Below are 17,317 nucleotides of genomic sequence, written 5' to 3' on the forward strand. Positions count from 1 at the left end.
CGGATTATAGGCAAGCGGCAGGCATGGGGAGGCTTGCATGACGCAGGACACAGCGGCCGGCGCGCCGCCGCGCACGGCGGCATGGCGCATCCGCTCGATCTTCAGCGGCTCGATCGGCAATCTGGTCGAGTGGTACGACTGGTACGTCTATTCGGCGTTCTCGCTGTACTTCGCCAAGGCCTTCTTTCCGGCCGGCGACCGCACCACGCAGCTGCTCAACACCGCGGCGATCTTCGCCGTCGGCTTTCTGATGCGTCCGCTCGGCGGCTGGCTGATGGGCTGGTACGCCGACCGCCACGGCCGCCGGGCGGCGCTGCTGCTGTCGGTGACGATGATGTGCGCCGGCTCGCTGGCGATCGCCTGCACGCCCGGCTATGAAACCATCGGCGTCGCCGCGCCGATCCTGCTGCTGGTCGCGCGGCTGGTGCAGGGTCTGTCGCTCGGCGGCGAATACGGCACTTCGGCGACCTATCTGTCGGAAATGGCGACGCGCGAGCATCGCGGCTTCTATTCGAGCTTCCAGTACGTGACGCTGATCGCCGGCCAGCTGCTGGCGATCGGCGTGCTGCTGCTCCTGCAGTTCGTGCTGCTGACGCCCGAGCAGCTGGAGCACTGGGGCTGGCGGGTGCCGTTCGCGATCGGCGCGCTGTTCGCCCTGGTCGCGCTGGTGCTGCGCCGGAACATGGCCGAGACCGAGTCGTTCCGGCGCCGGGCGCCGTCGCGCGGCCGCAGCCTGATGCGCGAGCTGCTGCGCCATCCGCGCGAGCTGGCGACCGTCGTCGGTCTGACCATGGGCGGCACGCTGGCCTTCTACACCTACACCACCTACATGCAGAAATACCTCGTCAACAGCGCCGGCTTCTCGAAGACCGACTCGACGCTGGTCTCGGCGGCGACGCTGTTCTGCTACATGCTGCTGCAGCCGCTGGTCGGCGCGCTGTCCGACCGCATCGGCCGGCGGCCGATCCTGATCGCCTTCGGCGTGCTCGGCACGGTCGGTACGGTGCCGATCCTCGGCGCGCTGCAGAACGTGCACGACGTGGCCGGCGCGTTCTGGCTGATCATGGCCGCGCTCGTCATCGTCAGCGGCTACACGGCGATCAACGCGGTGGTCAAGGCGGAGCTGTTCCCGACCGAAATCCGCGCGCTCGGCGTCGGCCTGCCGTACGCGGTGACGGTATCGGTGTTCGGCGGCACGGCCGAATACCTGGCGCTGTGGTTCAAGCACATCGGCCATGAGAGCGGCTACTACTGGTACGTCAGCGCCTGCATCGCGATTTCGCTGCTGGTCTACGCGACCATGCCGGACACCCGCCGGCATTCGCGCATCGTCGAGCACTGAGCGCCGAACGAGCGCGCTCAGGGCCCGGCCGGCGCGGCGGCCGGATAGTTGTTGCCGCCCGAACCGTGGCCGTCGAGTTCGCGGCGCAGATGGGCGACGTCGAGTTCCTTTTCCCAGCGCGACACGACGATGGTGGCGACGCCGTTGCCGATGATGTTGGTGATCGCGCGCGCCTCGCTCATGAAGCGGTCGATGCCGAGGATCAGCGCCAGACCGGCCACCGGCACCGTCGGCACCACGGCCAGCGTCGCCGCCAGCGTGATGAAGCCGGCGCCGGTGACGCCGGAGGCGCCCTTCGAGGTCAGCATCGCCACCGCCAGCAGCGTGATCTCCTGCGTCAGCGTCAGGTCGACGTTGAGCGCCTGGGCGACGAAGATCGCCGCCATCGTCAGATAGATGTTGGTGCCGTCGAGATTGAACGAGTAGCCGCTCGGCACGACCAGGCCGACGACGGCCTTCGGGCAGCCGAGCTTCTCGAGCTTCTGCATCAGCGGCACCAGCGCCGATTCCGACGACGAGGTGCCGAGCACCAGCAGCAGCTCCTCGCGGATGTAGCGCAGGAACTTGAGGATCGAGAAACCGGTGAGGCGGGCGATCGTGCCGAGCACGATCAGCACGAACAGCGCGCAGGTCAGATAGAAGCTGCCCATCAGCTTCAGCAGCGGGCCAAGGCTGTCGAGGCCGTACTTGCCGATCGTGAACGCCATCGCGCCGCCGGCGCCGAGCGGCGCCAGCTTCATGACCATCGCGATCATGCGGAAGAAGGCCTGCGACAGCGAGTCGAGCACGACGACGACCGGCTTGGCCTTCTCGCCGATGTGCATCAGCGCGAAGCCGAACATCAGCGCCAGCAGCAGCACCTGCAGCAGATCGCCGTTGCCGGTGAAGGCGTCGACGAAGGTCTTCGGGATGATGTGCAGCAGGAAGGCGACGGTCGACTGCTCGTGCGCGGCCTGCGCGTACTTGGCGACGGCGCCGGCATCGAGCGTGGCCGGATCGACGTCGAAGCCGTGGCCGGGCTTGAGCGTGTTGGCGACGATCAGGCCGATGACCAGCGCCACCGACGACACCACTTCGAAGTAGAGGATCGCCTTGGCGCCGACGCGGCCGACCTTCTTGACGTCGGCGACGCCGGCGACGCCGAGCACGACGGTCAGGAAGATCACCGGCGCGATCAGCATCTTGACCAGCGCGATGAAGGCATCGCCGAGCGGCTTGAGCTGGACCGCGACATCGGGCGCGAAATGGCCGAGCAGGCCGCCGGCGACGATCGCCGCCAGCACCAGCAGGTAGAAACGAGAGGCTTTCGAGCTCATGTCGGCGGCGTTCCTCGGCGCGCTTGCAGAAGTCCGGAGCATGTCAGCCCGGCGCCGGCCTGCCTATAACACCTTCGCGCTACGCCGCCGGTCCGCGGCCGGGCAGGCCCTAGAATGCGGCGATGGGCATCGGCAGGCGAGCGGGACGGTGGCGGGCGCGGCTGCGCGCGATGCGCTCGCGCGCCGTCCTCGGCCTGATCGCGCTCGGCGCCGGCGGCACTTTGCTGGCGGCGTTCGCCGCCGGGCAGCTGGCGACGCAGCGCGCGCTGCACCAGGACGGCGCCGAGGCCCGCGAACAGCTCGGCCTGTACGCCGACCCGCTGCAGCGCTACATCGACCGCTACCGCACGCTGCCGGCGGTGCTCGCGCTCGATCCCGAGCTGCGCGCCGCGCTGGCGGCGCCGGTCGACGCGGCCGCGCAGGCCCGTCTCAACGCGCGCCTCGAAGAAGTCAACGGCGTGACGCGCTCATCGACGCTGACGCTGCTCGACCGCCGCGGCATCAGCGTCGCCGCCAGCAACTGGCGCGAGCCGGCGAGCAACGTCGGCCACGACTACGCGTTCCGCCCGTATTTCCAGCGCGCCGCGGCGCAGGGCAGCGGCCGTTTCTACGGCGTCGGCGCGACCACCAACGTGCCGGGCTACTTCCTGTCCGAGGCGATCCGCGCCGACGGCGGCGGCCTGCTCGGCGTGATCGTCATCAAGCTCGATCTGCAGGAGCTGGAGGCGCAGTGGGCGGCGGCGCGCGACACGGTGCTGGTCAGCGACGAGCACGGCGTGGTGATCCTCGCCAACCGTCCGCACTGGCGCTATCGCGAGCTGCGCCCGCTGGCCGCCGCCGAGGCGCAGGAGATCGCGCGTACGCGCCAGTACGCCGGCCGCGCGCTGGAGCCGCTGCGCATCGGCGCGCAGGACTCGCTTGGCGACGACGGCCGCCGCGTGCGGCTCGACGATCCGGCCCGGCCCGGCGCGGGCCGCGAGCTGCTCTGGCAGACGCTGCCGCTGCCCGGCGAGACCTGGACGCTGCACCTGCTGCGCGATCCGGCGCCGGCCCTCGGCGCCGGCCGCGTCGCCGCGCTGGCCGCCGCCGGCGGCTGGCTGGCGCTGCTGTTCCTGGCCCTGTTCGCGCAGGGCCGCGTGCGCCTCGCGCGCCTGCGCAGGCGCAGCCGCGAGGAGCTGGAGCAGATGGTCAAGCAGCACGCCGCGGCGCTGCGCACCGCGCAGGACAGCGTGGTCGAGGCGGCGCGCCGCGCGGCGCTCGGCCAGAGCGCCAGCCTGGAGCACCTGCCGCAGGGCGTCAGCGTGGTCGACGCCGAGCTGCGTCTGGTCGCCTGGAACCGGCGCTACGTCGAAATCTTCCGCTACCCGCCCGAGCTGATGCAGGTCGGCCGTCCGATCGAGGATCTGTTCCGCCACAACGCGCGGCGCGGCCTGCTGGTCGCCGGCGGCAACGAGGAGGAGGCGATCCGCCGCCGTCTCGATCACCTGCGCGCCGGCACCGCCTATCTGCACGAGCGCGAGCGTCCGGACGGCTCGGTCATCGAGATTCGCGGCAATCCGCTGCCGGGCGGCGGCTTCGTCACCAGCTACGCCGACATCACCCAGTACAAGAACGCCGCGCGCGATCTGCGCACGCTGGCCGGCACGCTGGAGCGCCGCATCGAGGCGCGCACCCAGGACCTCGAACTGGCCAAGGGCGAGGCCGAGCGCGCCAACCGCTACAAGACGCGTTTCGTCGCTGCCGCCGTGCACGACCTGCTGCAGCCGCTCAATGCCGCGCGCATGTTCGTCTCGGCGCTGCGTGGGCGCGGCGCCGACGCCGAGTCGCGCGCGCTGCTCGACAGCATCGACGGTGCGCTGGCCGCGCAGGACGCGATCCTCGGCGGCCTGCTCGACATCTCGCGGCTCGAATCCGGCGCGCTCGAAGTGCGGCGCCGCGACGTCGCGCTCGGCCCGCTGCTCGGCGCGCTGGCGCGCGAGTTCGGCGTGCTGGCGCAGGCGCGCGGCCTGACGCTGCGCGCGGTGCCGACGCGCGCCGTCGTGCACACCGATCCGGACCTGCTGCGCCGCATCGTGCAGAACTTCCTGTCGAACGCGATCCGCTACACGCCGGCCGGACGCATCCTGCTCGGCGCGCGCCGCGCCGGCGGCGCCGTGCGCATCGAGGTCTGGGATACCGGCATCGGCATTCCGGAGGCGCAGCGCGCGGCGATCTTCGAGGAGTTCCGCCGCCTCGACACCGGGCGCAACGCGCAGGACCGCGGCGCCGGCCTGGGCCTGGCGATCGTCGAGCGCGTCGCGCGCCTGCTCGGCCATCCGGTCGGTCTGCGCTCCTGGCCGGGCCGCGGCAGCGTGTTCTCGGTGACGGTGCCGCGCGGCAGCGTCGCGCAGCTTGCCGCCGCCGAGGCGGCGCCGGGCGCCGGCGACGATTCGCCGCTGCACGGCCGGCATCTCTGGTGTCTCGACGACGATCCGGCGGTGCGCGCGGCGACGCGCGCGCTGCTGCAGGGCTGGGGCTGCACGGTGACGCTCGCGGCCGGCGGCGACGAGGCCCTGGCCCAGGCCGCGCCGGCGACGGCGCCGGATCTGCTGCTGCTCGACTACCGGCTCGGCGACACGGTCGGCCCCGACGTGCTGCCGGCCCTGTTCGCGCGCTGGCAGCGCGAACCGCCGGTGATCGTGGTGTCGGCCGAGCGCGAGGCCGCGCAGGCGGCGGCACGCGCCGGCGGTTGGAGCTTTCTGGCCAAGCCGATCCGCCCGGCGGCGCTACGCGCGCTCGTCAGCCGGCTGCTCGTCGCCGGCGCCTGAGCCGCCGCTTTCGCGTTCCGGCGGCGGGTCCGGCTCCAGTGCCTTGACCAGCAGCGCCGCCTGCGTGCGGCTGTGGCAGTCGAGCTTGCGCAGGATCGCGGTGACGTGGACCTTCACGGTGTTCTCGGCCAGACCCAGCTCATAGGCGATCTGCTTGTTGAGCAGGCCGTCGGCCAGGCACATCAGCACGCGCACCTGCTGCGGCGTCAGCTGCGCGAGGCGCGCGGCGAGGCGGGCGTCGTCCTCGCTCTTCTCGGCGGCCAGCGGCGGGAACCAGACGCCGCCGTCGAGCACGGTGCGCACCGCTTCCAGCATGCGCCCGACCGGCGCCGACTTCGGAATGAAGCCGGCGGCGCCGAACTGCTGGGCGCGGCGGATCGTGCGCGGGTGGTCGTTCGAGGAGATGACGATCACCGGCACCTCCGGCCGCTCGCTGCGCAGGAAGATCAGCGACGAGAAGCCGCGCGCGCCCGGCATGTGCAGATCGAGCAGCACCAGATCGAGCTCGGCCTGCGCGTGCACGGCGTCCTCCAGCGTGCGCAGGCTCGACGCTTCGAGCGGCGCGAGCGCGCCGGTGATCTCGCGCAGCGCATGCGCGACGGCGGAGCGGAACAGCGGGTGGTCGTCGGCGATGACGATCTTCATGGCGGCCTCGTCGCCCTACCTTGTGGCAGCCGCGGCGACGATGCAAGCCGGCCGCGCCGGCGCGCGCGCCCTCAGCGCTACCTTCAGCGGCGCAGGCCCAGCGTCAGCGCCGCGCCGCTGCCGTCGGCCGGCACGAAGCCGTAGACGCCGCTGCCGTACAGCAGCCAGCCGGCCGGCGCGCCGCTGGCCTGCACGACGCCGGCGACCGGCGTGTCGTAGGCCAGCGTCGCGCTGCCGCTGCCGTCGCTGAACGTGCTGTCGCTCCAGCTCGCGCTGCCGCTGGCGCCGTCGCTGTCGAGGCTCGCGTAGTCGCCGTCGGCGCTGCCGGCGGCGAGCGCCGCCTGCGGCGCGTAGAGACGCAGGCCGACTTCGCTCGCCGAGGTGCGCAGCAGCTGCAGCGGCAGCGCCGCGCCGTCGACCAGGCCGATCACCATCGAGCCGGCCAGCGTGCCGCCGCTGGTGCTGGCGCCGCCGGCGGGGTCGGTGGCGTAGAGATCGAAGGCGCCGCGTGTGGCGTTGTAGTTCAGATAGCCCTTGGCGGTGTTCGCGCAGCCGGTGTCGTAGCTCATGAAGCCGCCGTTGGCGGTGTCGACGCAGAGCTGGAAGGTGCCGGCGTTGCGGATCCGGCCGGCGCCGCCGTAGGGCGTGTCGCTGGCGCCGCTGCGCGTCACGCCGATGACGTCGTAGATCGCCGCGACCGGGTTGAACACGGTCGGCGTGTCGGCATTGCTGAAGCTCGTCGCGAACGCCAGCAGCGGCGTCGCCGCCGTGCCCTGCGGGGCCGCGATGCCGCCGAGCAGCACGCCGCCGGCGCCGATCGTGAAGCGCGCGCCGTTCTCGGCGCTTTCGTAGGTGCAGCCGTCGACCGCGACCAGCGTGCCGCTGCGCTGCGTGCCGGCGCTGCGCTGCAGGCTGGCGTCGACGGTGATGGTGTAGGCGAGCGTCGCCGGGTCGAGCGCGACGCTCAGCTCCTCGCCGAGCGCATCGCCGCCCTTGTAGGTGGTGGCCGCGGCCGGCAGCGCGGCGCAGACGCCCGGGTCGGGCGTGCCGCCGCCGGTCGTTTCGCCGCCGGTGCTGCCGCCGTCGCTGCCGGCCGGGCCGTCGCGCTCGATGCAGCCGTGCAGGCCGAGGCAGAGGCCGGCGAGCGCGGCGATCGGCAGCAGGCGGGTCCGCAGGGGGTTCTTGTCCATCATCGTTGTGCTCCTCGTGCCGCTGCTCACCAGACGACCTGCGCGCGCACGCCGATCGATTGGCCGGAATCCGGCCCCTTGTAGTCGCCGACGCGGTTGTCGGTGCTCCAGTCGACGTAGTCGAACATCAGGCGCGACCAGTCGTTGAGATACCAGTTGACGCCGATCGTGCTGCCGCGGCCGTTGCCGCCCTTGGGCAGATCGCGGAAGTCGTAGCGGTCGAAGCGCGCGGCCAGCTCCCAGGCGCCCCAGCCGCCGGAGGTCACCGGGTTCAGCACCTTGGTGCCGGCCCAGATGCCGGAGCGGCGCGAGAAGCCGGGCTTCTCGCCGGTCAGCAGCCAGCCGGCCGAGACCGAGGTGGCGACGCGCTCGCTGACGTCGGTGCTCGCCGAATCGATGGTGCGCTTGGTGTATTCGCCGAAGGTCCAGAAGCTGCGCCACACGCCGCCGAGTTCGTAGCCGTAGGCCTCGTCCTGGGTCGGGCTGGCGATCGAGCTGGCCGAGACGCGCAGGTTGTCGTTGAAGTCCTGGCCGATGCGCGGCGTGTTGTTGATCGAGGTGACGTCGTCGGCGAGCTTTTCGTACCAGTACCAGCTGCCGACGTGCACGAAGCCCTGCGCGCCCTTGAGCGGGTTCCAGTGGGCGCGCACGGCGTACATGATCGAATCGCTGTCGGTGCCGGTGTTGTCGAGATCGTCGCCGGTGATGCTGGCGCCGAGGTGCCAGCCGTCGCCGTAGAGCTTCACGAAACCGCCGACGCCGTAGTAGCCGTTGACGCCCTGGCCGACCGAGGCGACCGCGTTGCGCTCCATGAACGGCTGCCGCGACAGCGTGCCGGAGCCGTCGATGCTTCGGTCCTTGAGACGATTGCCGAGCGTGAACGTCGCCGGGATGCCGAGCAGGCGCGTGTCGTAGGCGATCCAGGCGTCCTTGACCGAAGTCGCCTGGTCGGAGAAGTCGACGTCGATCTTGTAGTCGAGCGCGCCCATCGAGCCTTCGGCGCCGAGGCGCAGGTCGCGCGCCTCGGTGCCGCTGATGTTGCGCGCGGCGTAGGCCGAGCCGTCGGTATGCGAGAAGTCGAGCAGCACGCGGCCGCGCGGATGGAAGCTGAAGAAGCCGTCGGCGCTGCGGAACTCGGGGCCGCCGTCGGTCCAGCGCACGTTGCCGCCGCCGCTGACGCCGCCGGCGGCGAGCTGCGCGAGCTGCGCCTGCAGCGCGTCGAGCTGGGTCTGCTGGGTGTCGGCGATCGCCGCGTCGATCTGCGCCTGCGTGCTCGCGGCCTGCGCCGCCGGTGCATCAGCACCTGGCGCTGCAGCGCCGGCGGTCGCGGCGCCGTGCGCCTGGGCTTCGACGGCGGCGAGCCGCGCTTCGAGCTGCTGGATCTGTTCGGCCTGCTGCCGGACCAGCCGGAGCAGTTCGGCGTTGCTGACGTCGGCGGCCTGCGCCGGCAGCGTGCACGCCAGCAGCGTGCCGCCGATCGTCGCGGCCAGCGCGGTCTTGCGAAAGGGAATCATCGGAATGCCTGGTCTGGTGAATGCGGTCGATGTGCGGACGAGCGTCACTCGTCGCGCGGCGCACTGCGGTCGTCGTTGTGCTGCGCCCTGGCCGGCGCAGGCAGGGGCACGGCGTAGCCGGTGCCGGACATGAAGCCGTGGCTGCGCGCCCAGGTCGCGAACAGGCGCGGCCATTGCGCGACCAGCGTGCTCGGCGCGCCGAGCCCCCAGCCGTGGCCGCCGGCTTCGAACACGTGCAGCTCGGCCGGCACTGATGCCGCGTGCAGCGCGTTGAACATCGCCAGGCTGTGGCCGACGTCGGCGATCGGATCGTCGGCGGCGTGGGCGAGGAAGGTCGGCGGCGTGTCGTGGCTGACGTGCATCTCGGCCGAGTACGCCTCGACGGCGTCCTTCTGCGTCGACAGCTCGCGCTTGCTGCGCGTGGTGTCGAGCGGTGCCTGCAGCGAGATCACCGGGAAGATCAGCGCCGCGAAGTCGGGCCGCGCCGAAACCTGGTCGATCGCATCGAGCGGTTCATGGAAGGCGTCGGCGTAGCGCGTCTCGGTGATCGCCGCGAGGTGGCCGCCGGCCGACATGCCGAGCACGCCGATCTGCCGCGGATCGATGCCGAGTTCGCCGGCGCGGCTGCGCAGGATGCGCATCGCGCGCTGCGCATCGGCGAACGGCGCGCTGGCCGGCCAGCCGTCGGCGGGCAGACGGTAATAGAGCACCGCGGCGGTGACGCCGAGCGCCGCCAGCCACTTCGCGGTCGGCACCGCTTCGTTGCCGATCTGGATGCGGAAGTACCCGCCGCCGCCGGCGATCAGCACCGCCGTGCCGTTCGGTGTGGCCGGGCGGTAGAGCTCCAGGCGCGGCGTGCGGATGTTGGAAATGGCGCCGGTGCCCTTGCCGTCGCGGCCGACGCGCTCGGGGCCGCGCACCGGCGCATCGGCGAGCACCGCGTCCGGCCACAGCGGGATGAGCGTCGGCGCGGCGCCGGCTGCGGCGACGGCCGGGCCGGCGCCGCACGCGAGCACGAGGATCGCGAACGCGCGGCAGGCACGGGAAATCGAAGCCATGGTGACGCTCCTCCTGCGCCGCGGACGGCGCGCTTGTGGTTCTTGTCGCCGCCGCGGGGCGGGGGCCGCGCGTGGCGCGCAGCGCGCCCGATCGGCATGCGGCTTTGTAACGCGCGCGTCGCTGCCGACCCAATAACACCTTGGTGTTAGGGCCTTGGTCTTAGGGACGGTCTGAAGCAGCCCTGTTCTGTCATGGCGAGGCGCCGCAGGCGACGAAGCCATCCAGTAGCGCCCTGCGCAAGCGATGTATCTGGATCGCCGCGACCGCTGCGCGGCCTCGCGATAACGGCGTTATTCAGCGGTTCCTTGGGCCTTGGCGCCAGGGGCCGGCGGCGACGCCGGCGTGGGGGCTGCGGCGCGGCCGGCTGCGGCGCGGGCCCGGCGCGGTCTTCAGGTCTGGCGTTGCCAGAACGCGCGCAGGCGCGGCAGGTCGAGGATCTCGATGCGGTTGTACGACAGCGCCAGCAGGCCCTGTGCTTCGAGCGCGCGCAGCGCGCGGTTGACGCGCTGCCGCGACAGGCCGGTCAGCAGGCCGAGTTCTTCCTGCGACAGTTCCAGCACCGTCGCGGTGAACGGATACAACTGCGGATTGAACAGCTGCGCGAGCGCGCCGGCGACCTGGCCTTCGACCGACAGCAGACGCTGGTTCTGGATCGCGGCGATGAATTCGCCCATGCGTTCGTTGAGCTGGCGGATCACGAAACCCGAGAACGGCAGGCTGGCGGCGAGCAGCTGGTGGAAAGTTTCGGTCGGCACCAGGATCACGTCGGACGGCCGCACGGCGATGACGTCGTAGCGGCGCAGCTCGCGCTTGAGCACGCTGCCTTCGCCGAACCAGCCGCCGGCCGGCACGCCAGAGAACGTGCAGCTGTCGCCGGCGGCGTTGTAGACGGCGAGCTTGACGAGGCCGCGATGCACGCCGATCCAGTCGGCCGACGGTGCGTTGCGGCGCGCGACGAACTCGCCGGCGTCGAAGTGCACGAGCCGCGCCGTGTCCAGGACCAGCGCGCGGTGCGCGTCGGCCAGCTCGCCGAACCACGGATGGGTCCGGAGGGCGGCGGACAGGCTGGCGGGGGACGCTTCGGACATGGACCGGATCGGCGCTCGGGGGCTTCGATTGTCGTCCAGATGACAGAGCAGGGGCTAGCCTTGTCGCTAAGCTCGCCGCGCCCGGCGCGCCGCACGCAGCGGCGACGGGCCATGACATCGAAACCGTTCCCGCGTCCGCGGGCATGCCAAAGCGCCGGCCGCGGCCGGGGAGAGAGACGCAGATGACCACTGCCTACGAACAGGGGCTCGCGCGCAGCGAAGCCAACTATGCGGCGCTGACGCCGATCGATTTCATCGCCCGCGCCGCCGCCGTCTACGGCGAACGCACGGCCGTCGTCTACGGCGCCGAGCGGCGCAGCTGGGCCGAGACCTACGTCCGCGCGCGGCGTCTGGCGAGCGCGCTGCAGAAGGCCGGCATCGCCCGCGGCGAGACTGTCGCCGTGCTGCTGCCGAACACGCCGCCGATGGTCGAGGCGCATTTCGGCGTGCCGATGGCCGGCGCCGTGCTCAACACCCTCAATACGCGCCTCGACGAGGCCAGCCTGCGCTTCATGCTGAGCCACGGCGAGGCGCGCGCGCTGATCGTCGACACCGAATTCGCGCCGCAGGTGCGGCGCATGCTCGGCGAGCTGCGCGGCCTGCAGATCATCGCCGTGCACGACGCCGAATCCGGCGCCGCGCCGGTGCCGGAATGGACGCAGTACGAAGATTTCCTCGCCGGCGGCGATCCGGCGTTCGCCTGGCAGCTGCCGGCCGACGAGTGGGACGCGATCGCGCTGAACTACACCTCGGGCACCACCGGCGACCCGAAGGGCGTCGTCTACCATCATCGCGGCGCGGCGCTGAACGCGGTCAGCAACGTGCTCGAGTGGGACATGGGCAAGCACCCGGTCTACCTGTGGACGCTGCCGATGTTCCACTGCAACGGCTGGTGCTTTCCGTGGACGGTCGCGGCGCGCGCCGGCGTCAACGTCTGCCTGCGCAAGTTCGACGCCAGGAAAGTCTTCGAGCTGATCCGCGACGAGCGCGTCACGCATTACTGCGGCGCGCCGATCGTGCAGAGCGCGCTCGCCAACGCCCCGGCCGAATGGCGCGAGGGCATCACGCACACGGTGCGCACGATGGTCGCCGGCGCGCCGCCGTCGCCGTCGGTGATCGCGCAGATGGCGGCGATGGGCTTCGAGCTGACGCACGTCTACGGCCTCACCGAGGTCTACGGACCGGCCGCGGTCTGCGCGCAGCAGGAGCAGTGGCAGGCGCTCGACGGCGAGGAACGCGCGCGTCTCAACGCCCGCCAGGGCGTGCGTTACCACCTGCAGCGCGAAGTCAGCGTGCTCGACCCGACCACCCTGCAGCCGGTGCCGGCCGACGGCCGCACGATGGGCGAGATCGTGTTCCGCGGCAACATCTGCATGAAGGGCTACCTGAAGAACCCGCGCGCGACCGAGGAAGCGTTCCGCGGCGGCTGGTTCCATACCGGCGACCTCGGCGTGATGGCGCCGGACGGCTACGTGCAGATCCGCGACCGCAGCAAGGACATCATCATCTCCGGCGGCGAGAACATCTCCAGCATCGAGGTCGAGGACGCGCTGTACCGCCATCCGGCGGTGTCGGCGGTCGCCGTGGTGGCGATGCCGGACCCGAAGTGGGGCGAGGCGCCGTGCGCGTTCGTCGAGCTCAAGCCCGGTGCTGAAGTCACTGCCGAGGCGCTGATCGCGCACTGCCGCGAGTGGCTGGCCGGCTACAAGCTGCCGCGCGCGGTGCGCTTCGGCGAGCTGCCGAAGACCTCGACCGGCAAGATCCAGAAGTTCGAGCTGCGCAAGCTGGCCGGCTCGCAGCAGGCGATCGACCTCGCCAGCAAGCCTCAGTCCTGAGCGTCGCGCCGCGCCGCCGCCGCCCCCTGCACGCGGGCGTCGCGGCGGGCCAGCCAGCGGCCGATCGCGACCACCAGCAGCGCCCCGGCCGGCGACGACACGTAGTGCGTCCACGCCGGCAGCGCGGCGGCGTGCGTCGCCAGCGCGCGGTCGCCGAGCCACATCTCGCCGGCGATCCAGCCGAGCAGCGCGGCGCCGAGCGTGATGACGACCGGGAAGCGGTCCATCAGGCGCAGCACCAGCTTGCTGCCCCAGACGATGATCGGCACGCTGATCAGGATGCCGGCGGCGACCAGCGCGATGTGACCGTCGGCGGCGCCGGCGATCGCGACCACGTTGTCGAGGCTCATCACCGCGTCGGCGACGATGATGGTGCGGATCGCGCCGAGCAGATGCGTGCTCGCCGGCACCTCGGCGTGGTCTTCGTCCTGCGGGCGCAGCAGCTTGACGCCGATCCACAGCAGCAGCAGCGCGCCGGCGATGCGCAGGAACGGCAGCGCCAGCAGTTCGAGCGCGAAGAACACCAGCAGCGTGCGCAGGCCGATCGCGCCGAACACGCCCCAGAAGATGCCGCGGTTGCGCAGCTCGGGCGGCAGCTTGCGGCAGGCCAGCGCGATGACGACGGCGTTGTCGCCGCCGAGCAGGACGTCGATGGCGATGATCTGCAGGATCGTGACCAGCAGTTCGCTGTCGAGGACGATGTCGTGCATGGCGCTCGCGGCGCGCCGGGCGGCGTGACCGCGTGTGGAAATGTCGGCGGATTGTACGGGAGCGCCGCGGCGCCCGGTGTTCTCGGTCCGCGGTTCTCAGCCCGGCGTTCTCAGGCGAACAGCCGCCCGGCGTAGACGCCGAGGCCGCGCGCGACGCTCGCGAACTTGTCGCCGTTGACCAGCGCGCTCGACGGGAAGGCCGCGGCGATCGCCTCGCGCAGTGCGCGCACGCCGGTCGAGCCGCCGGTGAAGTAGATCGCGTCGACCGCCGCCGGCGCGACGCCGGCGCGGCGCGCGGTCTGCAGGCCGGCGTCGACGATGCGCGCGACGCCGGCGGCGATCGCGTCGCCGAGGCACGCGGCGTCGACCGGCGCCGTCAGCGCTGCGGCGATGAAGCCGAGATCGATCGTCGTGCGGCCGCCGTCGGCGACCTCGACCTTGGCGTCCTCGACGAGGCCGGCGAGGCGATGGCCCTCGCGCTCGCGCAGGACGCGCATCAGGCGCTCGTGCAGCGCGGCGTCGGCGAAGAAGGGGCGCAGCGTCTGCGCTTCCGACAAGGCGCGCGGCGTGTAGAGGAAGTTGATGCGGTGCCAGGTCGCCAGTTCGAAATAGACGTGCGAGGGCACCGGCTTGCCGCTGGCGGCGACGTGGCCGAGGCCGAGCACCGGCATCACGCTGGCGAGACTCAGCTGCTGGTCGAAGTCGGTGCCGGCGATGTGCACGCCGCCGCTGGCGAGCACGTCGGCGCTGCGCTCGTCGCGCTGCGCGCGCGTCGGGCCGAGGCGGACCAGCGAGAAGTCCGAGGTGCCGCCGCCGATGTCGGCGACCAGCACCAGCGCCTCGCGATCAAGGGCGCGTTCGTAGTCCATCGCCGCGGCGATCGGTTCGTACTGGAAGTGCACCTCGCCGAAGCCGGCCTCGCGCGCGATCGCGGCGAGCGTGCTTTCGGCGAGGCGGTCGCGTTCGGCGTTGTCGTCGACGAAGTGCACCGGGCGGCCGAGCACCAGCCGCTCCGGCGCCGCCGCGCTCTCGGCCTGCGCGGCTTCGCGCAGGTGGCGCAGGAAGCCGGCGATGATCTCGCGGTAGGCGACCGCCTTGCCGTTGATCTGCGTCGTTTCGTCGATCAGCTCGCTGCCGAGCAGGCTCTTCAGCGAGCGCATCAGGCGGCCGGCGTAGCCGGCCTGGTACTCGTGGATCGCCTGGCGGCCGAACGCGGCGCGGCGCTCGTCGGCGTTGTAGAACACCGCGGTCGGCATCGTCTCGCGGCCCTGTTCGAGCGCGACCAGCTGGCCGTGCGGACCGCTGCCGACGCAGACGGCGGAGTTGGAAGTGCCGAAGTCGATCGCGGTGTAGGCGCGCATGGGCAAAAGAAGGCGCGCGGGGCGCGGCGGCGAAAATGGGGGCGCGAGTCTACTGGCTGGCGCGGCCGGCACAAGGGGGCCGGGCCGCGAGGCATAATGGCGCATGCCGATCCGTACGCTGTTCCTGTCGCTGGGGCTGTTGCTGTCGTCCGCTGCCTGGTGCGCCGATCCGCCGCCCGCGGCCCCCGCCGCGCCGGCGACCGAACCCGCTTTGGCACAGGAGCCGGCTCCGGCCCCGGCGCCGCAACCGGTGTTTCCCCGTCTGATGAGCGAGCGCGAGGCTGCGCAGCCGCCGGCACCGCCGGCGCGGGTCGACGAGTCGGCGGCGCTGCGCGAGCGAGTGCTGGCGGCGGCGCGCTCGCTGCGCAACATGGGCATGCTGACGCTGTCGGCGGTACTCGGCCTGTTCGGTTCGGCGCTGGCCGGCGTGCTGATCGCGCTCGCCGTGCACCTGACGCGCGAGCGGCGCGCGGCCCGCAAGGCCGCTGGCTGAGCGCGCGCCGGAACGTCCGTATGGTCCGCCAGATCGCGCGACGCCACACGGGCGGCGAGCCCGGCGCCGCGGCGGATCGCCGCTTGCTCGGCGCCGCGCCGTGCGCGATGCCGCCCCGGCCGCTCGCCCTTTCCCTGGAGTCCGCATGAACGATGCAAGCCTCTCCGCGCCGGCCGTCAGCGCCGGCACGCTGTCCGCCCTGTTCGCGGCGCGCGTCGCGGCGACGCCGGACACGCCGGCCTATCGGCAGTTCGACGCTGCGCGCGGGCAGTGGCAGGCGCTGAGCTGGTCGACGATGGCGGCGCGCGTTGACGCCTGGCGCCGCGCGCTCGGCGGCCTGCAGCTGGCGGCGGGCGCACGCGTCGCGATCCTGCTGCCGAACGGCCTCGACGCGGTCGCCGTCGATCAGGCCTGCCTGGCCTGCGGCTACGTGCCGGTGCCGATGCACGCGATCGACAACCCGGCGAGCATCGCCTACATCCTCGGCGACAGCGATGCGTCGGTGCTGATCGTCGCCGGCGCCGCGCAATGGGCGGCGATCGCCGCCGCCGGCGGGGCGACGCCGCAGCTGCGCCAAGTCGTGCTGGCCGGCGCCGATGAGACCGTGCCGGACGGCGCCACGGTGCCGGTCGCGCGCGCCGCCGAGTGGCTGGCGGCGGCCGCCGCGCTGCCGCTGCCGCCGGCGCCGGCGCAGCCCGACGATCTGGCGGCGATCGTCTACACCTCCGGCACCACCGGCCGGCCGAAGGGCGTGATGCTGACGCACCGCAACGTCGTGGCGAACGTCGAGGCGGTGATGGCGCATTTCCGTGTCGAGGCCGGCGACGTGTTCCTGTCGATCCTGCCGCTGTCGCACACCTTCGAGCGCACGATCGGCTACTACCTCGCGGTCGCGGCCGGCGCCGAAGTGGTCTACGTGCGTTCGATCGCCAAAATCGCCGAGGATCTGAGGACCGTGCGGCCGACGATCGTCGTCGCCGTGCCGCGCATCTACGAGCGTCTCTACGCCGCGGTGCAGGACGCGCAGGCGCGTTCGAGCGCGCTGGCGCGCTGGCTGTTCGCGCGCGCCGAGGCGATCGGCTGGCGCCGCCACGCGCCGAACACCGCCGGCATCGCGCAGCGCATGCTCGACGCCGCGCTGTGGCCGCTGCTCGACCGTCTGGTCGCACGCAAGCTGCGCGCCGTGCTCGGCGGCCGCGTGCGCATCGCCGTCAGCGGCGGCGCGCCGCTGGCGCCGGCCGTCGAGCGCTGCTTCGTCGGCATGGGCGTGCCGCTGCGCCAGGGCTACGGCATGACCGAGAGCAGTCCGGTGGTCGCCGCGAACACCGTCGACGACTACCGGCCGGGCACGGTCGGTCGGCCGCTCGCCGGCGTCGAGGTCCGCCTCGGCGAACGCGACGAGCTGCAGGTGCGCGGGCCGAACGTGATGCGCGGCTACTGGAAGCGGCCGGAGGACACGCAGCGCACGCTGCTCGACGGCGGCTGGCTGCGCACCGGCGATCAGGCGGCGCTCGAGGACGGCCGCGTGCGCATCATCGGCCGCATCAAGGAAATCATCGTCACCTCGACCGGCGAGAAGATCGCGCCCGGCGATCTGGAGACGGCGATCATCGCCGACCCGCTGTTCGAGCAGGCCTTCGTGATCGGCGACAACCGACCGTTCATCGCTGCGTTCGTGGTGCTCGAGCCGGGCCGCTGGCAGGCGCTCGCCGCCCAGCTCGGCGTGCCGGCCGACGCGAGCGGGCTGGCGTCGAAGGCGGCGCGCGACGCGGCGCTGCAGCGCATTCACGCGGCGACGGCATCGTTCCCGCGCTACGCGATGCCGCGCCAGGTGCGCCTGACGCTCGACAAGTGGACGATCGAAAACGGCCTGATGACGCCGACGCTCAAGCTCAAGCGCAACGCGCTCGAAGCGCGGCTCGCCGACGCGGTCGCCGAGGTCTACCGCGCCGGCTGA

Annotated in this window: 13 protein-coding genes; 5 read left to right on the plus strand and 8 right to left on the minus strand. The window is 72.3% G+C overall.

Annotation, left to right across the window (positions count from 1 at the left end):
- The first annotated feature begins 37 nt into the window (after positions 1-37).
- Positions 38-1,342: an MFS transporter gene (locus H149_RS0107520; protein ID WP_020649135.1), complete on the plus strand. Its 1,305-nt coding sequence runs from the start codon at positions 38-40 to the stop codon at positions 1,340-1,342.
- Between the two features lie 17 nt (positions 1,343-1,359).
- On the opposite strand, the gene H149_RS0107525 is transcribed toward H149_RS0107520, so the two are convergent.
- The gene (locus tag H149_RS0107525) at positions 1,360-2,658 is read right to left on the minus strand and encodes a dicarboxylate/amino acid:cation symporter (protein ID WP_020649136.1); all 1,299 of its coding nucleotides are present in this window, start codon (positions 2,656-2,658) and stop codon (positions 1,360-1,362) included.
- 170 nt (positions 2,659-2,828) lie between these two features.
- On the opposite strand from H149_RS0107525, the gene H149_RS0107530 reads away from it, so the two are divergent.
- The gene (locus tag H149_RS0107530; RefSeq protein ID WP_020649137.1) at positions 2,829-5,465 is read left to right on the plus strand and encodes a hybrid sensor histidine kinase/response regulator; all 2,637 of its coding nucleotides are present in this window, start codon (positions 2,829-2,831) and stop codon (positions 5,463-5,465) included.
- On the opposite strand, the gene H149_RS0107535 is transcribed toward H149_RS0107530, so the two are convergent.
- The 5 genes from H149_RS0107535 to H149_RS0107555 form a co-directional block, all read right to left on the minus strand.
- Complete coding sequence (locus H149_RS0107535; RefSeq protein WP_020649138.1) at positions 5,424-6,110, minus strand: LuxR C-terminal-related transcriptional regulator; 687 nt, start codon at positions 6,108-6,110, stop codon at positions 5,424-5,426. The two genes, H149_RS0107530 and H149_RS0107535, sit on opposite strands and share 42 nt — an antisense overlap.
- A gap of 83 nt (positions 6,111-6,193) precedes the next feature.
- Positions 6,194-7,300, minus strand: a complete 1,107-nt coding sequence (locus H149_RS0107540) for a hypothetical protein (RefSeq protein WP_020649139.1) — start codon at positions 7,298-7,300, stop codon at positions 6,194-6,196.
- Positions 7,301-7,326: 26 nt separating this feature from the next.
- A complete protein-coding gene (locus H149_RS0107545) occupies positions 7,327-8,814 on the minus strand; it encodes an OprO/OprP family phosphate-selective porin (RefSeq protein WP_020649140.1) in 1,488 nt (495 codons plus the stop codon).
- 44 nt (positions 8,815-8,858) lie between these two features.
- The gene (locus H149_RS20135; protein WP_083930869.1) at positions 8,859-9,872 is read right to left on the minus strand and encodes an alpha/beta hydrolase; all 1,014 of its coding nucleotides are present in this window, start codon (positions 9,870-9,872) and stop codon (positions 8,859-8,861) included.
- Between the two features lie 390 nt (positions 9,873-10,262).
- Positions 10,263-10,961, minus strand: coding sequence for a Crp/Fnr family transcriptional regulator (locus H149_RS0107555; RefSeq protein WP_020649141.1), 699 nt, complete (start codon positions 10,959-10,961; stop codon positions 10,263-10,265).
- Between the two features lie 182 nt (positions 10,962-11,143).
- On the opposite strand from H149_RS0107555, the gene H149_RS0107560 reads away from it, so the two are divergent.
- Positions 11,144-12,796 carry an acyl-CoA synthetase gene (locus H149_RS0107560; protein ID WP_020649142.1) on the plus strand — a complete coding sequence of 551 codons (1,653 nt, stop codon included), beginning with the start codon at positions 11,144-11,146 and terminating at the stop codon, positions 12,794-12,796.
- Here H149_RS0107560 and H149_RS0107565 read toward each other — a convergent pair.
- Together H149_RS0107565 and H149_RS0107570 are read right to left on the minus strand one after the other, a co-directional pair.
- Positions 12,787-13,506: a TerC family protein gene (locus H149_RS0107565; protein ID WP_020649143.1), complete on the minus strand. Its 720-nt coding sequence runs from the start codon at positions 13,504-13,506 to the stop codon at positions 12,787-12,789. The genes H149_RS0107560 and H149_RS0107565 overlap by 10 nt on opposite strands.
- 110 nt (positions 13,507-13,616) lie before the next feature.
- Positions 13,617-14,867: an Hsp70 family protein gene (locus H149_RS0107570; protein WP_020649144.1), complete on the minus strand. Its 1,251-nt coding sequence runs from the start codon at positions 14,865-14,867 to the stop codon at positions 13,617-13,619.
- A 103-nt stretch (positions 14,868-14,970) separates the two neighbouring features.
- Here H149_RS0107570 and H149_RS22650 point away from each other — a divergent pair, with 103 nt between their 5' ends.
- Both H149_RS22650 and H149_RS0107580 read left to right on the plus strand, forming a co-directional pair.
- Positions 14,971-15,360 carry a hypothetical protein gene (locus tag H149_RS22650; RefSeq protein WP_083930870.1) on the plus strand — a complete coding sequence of 130 codons (390 nt, stop codon included), beginning with the start codon at positions 14,971-14,973 and terminating at the stop codon, positions 15,358-15,360.
- A gap of 145 nt (positions 15,361-15,505) precedes the next feature.
- Positions 15,506-17,317, plus strand: a complete 1,812-nt coding sequence (locus H149_RS0107580; protein ID WP_020649146.1) for an AMP-dependent synthetase/ligase — start codon at positions 15,506-15,508, stop codon at positions 17,315-17,317.

Origin of the sequence: Solimonas variicoloris DSM 15731 (assembly GCF_000382285.1) — a bacterium.
GTDB classification, from domain to species: Bacteria; Pseudomonadota; Gammaproteobacteria; order Nevskiales; family Nevskiaceae; genus Solimonas; species Solimonas variicoloris.

Bases quoted from the DNA above. Each gene is read 5' to 3' on its own strand.
- H149_RS0107525 (WP_020649136.1), bottom strand. From the start codon at position 2,658: ATGAGCTCGAAAGCCTCTCGTTTCTACCTGCTGGTGCTGGCGGCGATC.
- H149_RS22650 (WP_083930870.1), top strand. From the start codon at position 14,971: ATGCCGATCCGTACGCTGTTCCTGTCGCTGGGGCTGTTGCTGTCGTCC.
- H149_RS0107570 (WP_020649144.1), bottom strand. From the start codon at position 14,867: ATGCGCGCCTACACCGCGATCGACTTCGGCACTTCCAACTCCGCCGTC.
- H149_RS0107560 (WP_020649142.1), top strand. From the start codon at position 11,144: ATGACCACTGCCTACGAACAGGGGCTCGCGCGCAGCGAAGCCAACTAT.
- H149_RS20135 (WP_083930869.1), bottom strand. From the start codon at position 9,872: ATGGCTTCGATTTCCCGTGCCTGCCGCGCGTTCGCGATCCTCGTGCTC.
- H149_RS0107530 (WP_020649137.1), top strand. From the start codon at position 2,829: ATGCGCTCGCGCGCCGTCCTCGGCCTGATCGCGCTCGGCGCCGGCGGC.
- H149_RS0107580 (WP_020649146.1), top strand. From the start codon at position 15,506: ATGAACGATGCAAGCCTCTCCGCGCCGGCCGTCAGCGCCGGCACGCTG.
- H149_RS0107520 (WP_020649135.1), top strand. From the start codon at position 38: ATGACGCAGGACACAGCGGCCGGCGCGCCGCCGCGCACGGCGGCATGG.
- H149_RS0107565 (WP_020649143.1), bottom strand. From the start codon at position 13,506: ATGCACGACATCGTCCTCGACAGCGAACTGCTGGTCACGATCCTGCAG.
- H149_RS0107545 (WP_020649140.1), bottom strand. From the start codon at position 8,814: ATGATTCCCTTTCGCAAGACCGCGCTGGCCGCGACGATCGGCGGCACG.
- H149_RS0107555 (WP_020649141.1), bottom strand. From the start codon at position 10,961: ATGTCCGAAGCGTCCCCCGCCAGCCTGTCCGCCGCCCTCCGGACCCAT.
- H149_RS0107535 (WP_020649138.1), bottom strand. From the start codon at position 6,110: ATGAAGATCGTCATCGCCGACGACCACCCGCTGTTCCGCTCCGCCGTC.
- H149_RS0107540 (WP_020649139.1), bottom strand. From the start codon at position 7,300: ATGGACAAGAACCCCCTGCGGACCCGCCTGCTGCCGATCGCCGCGCTC.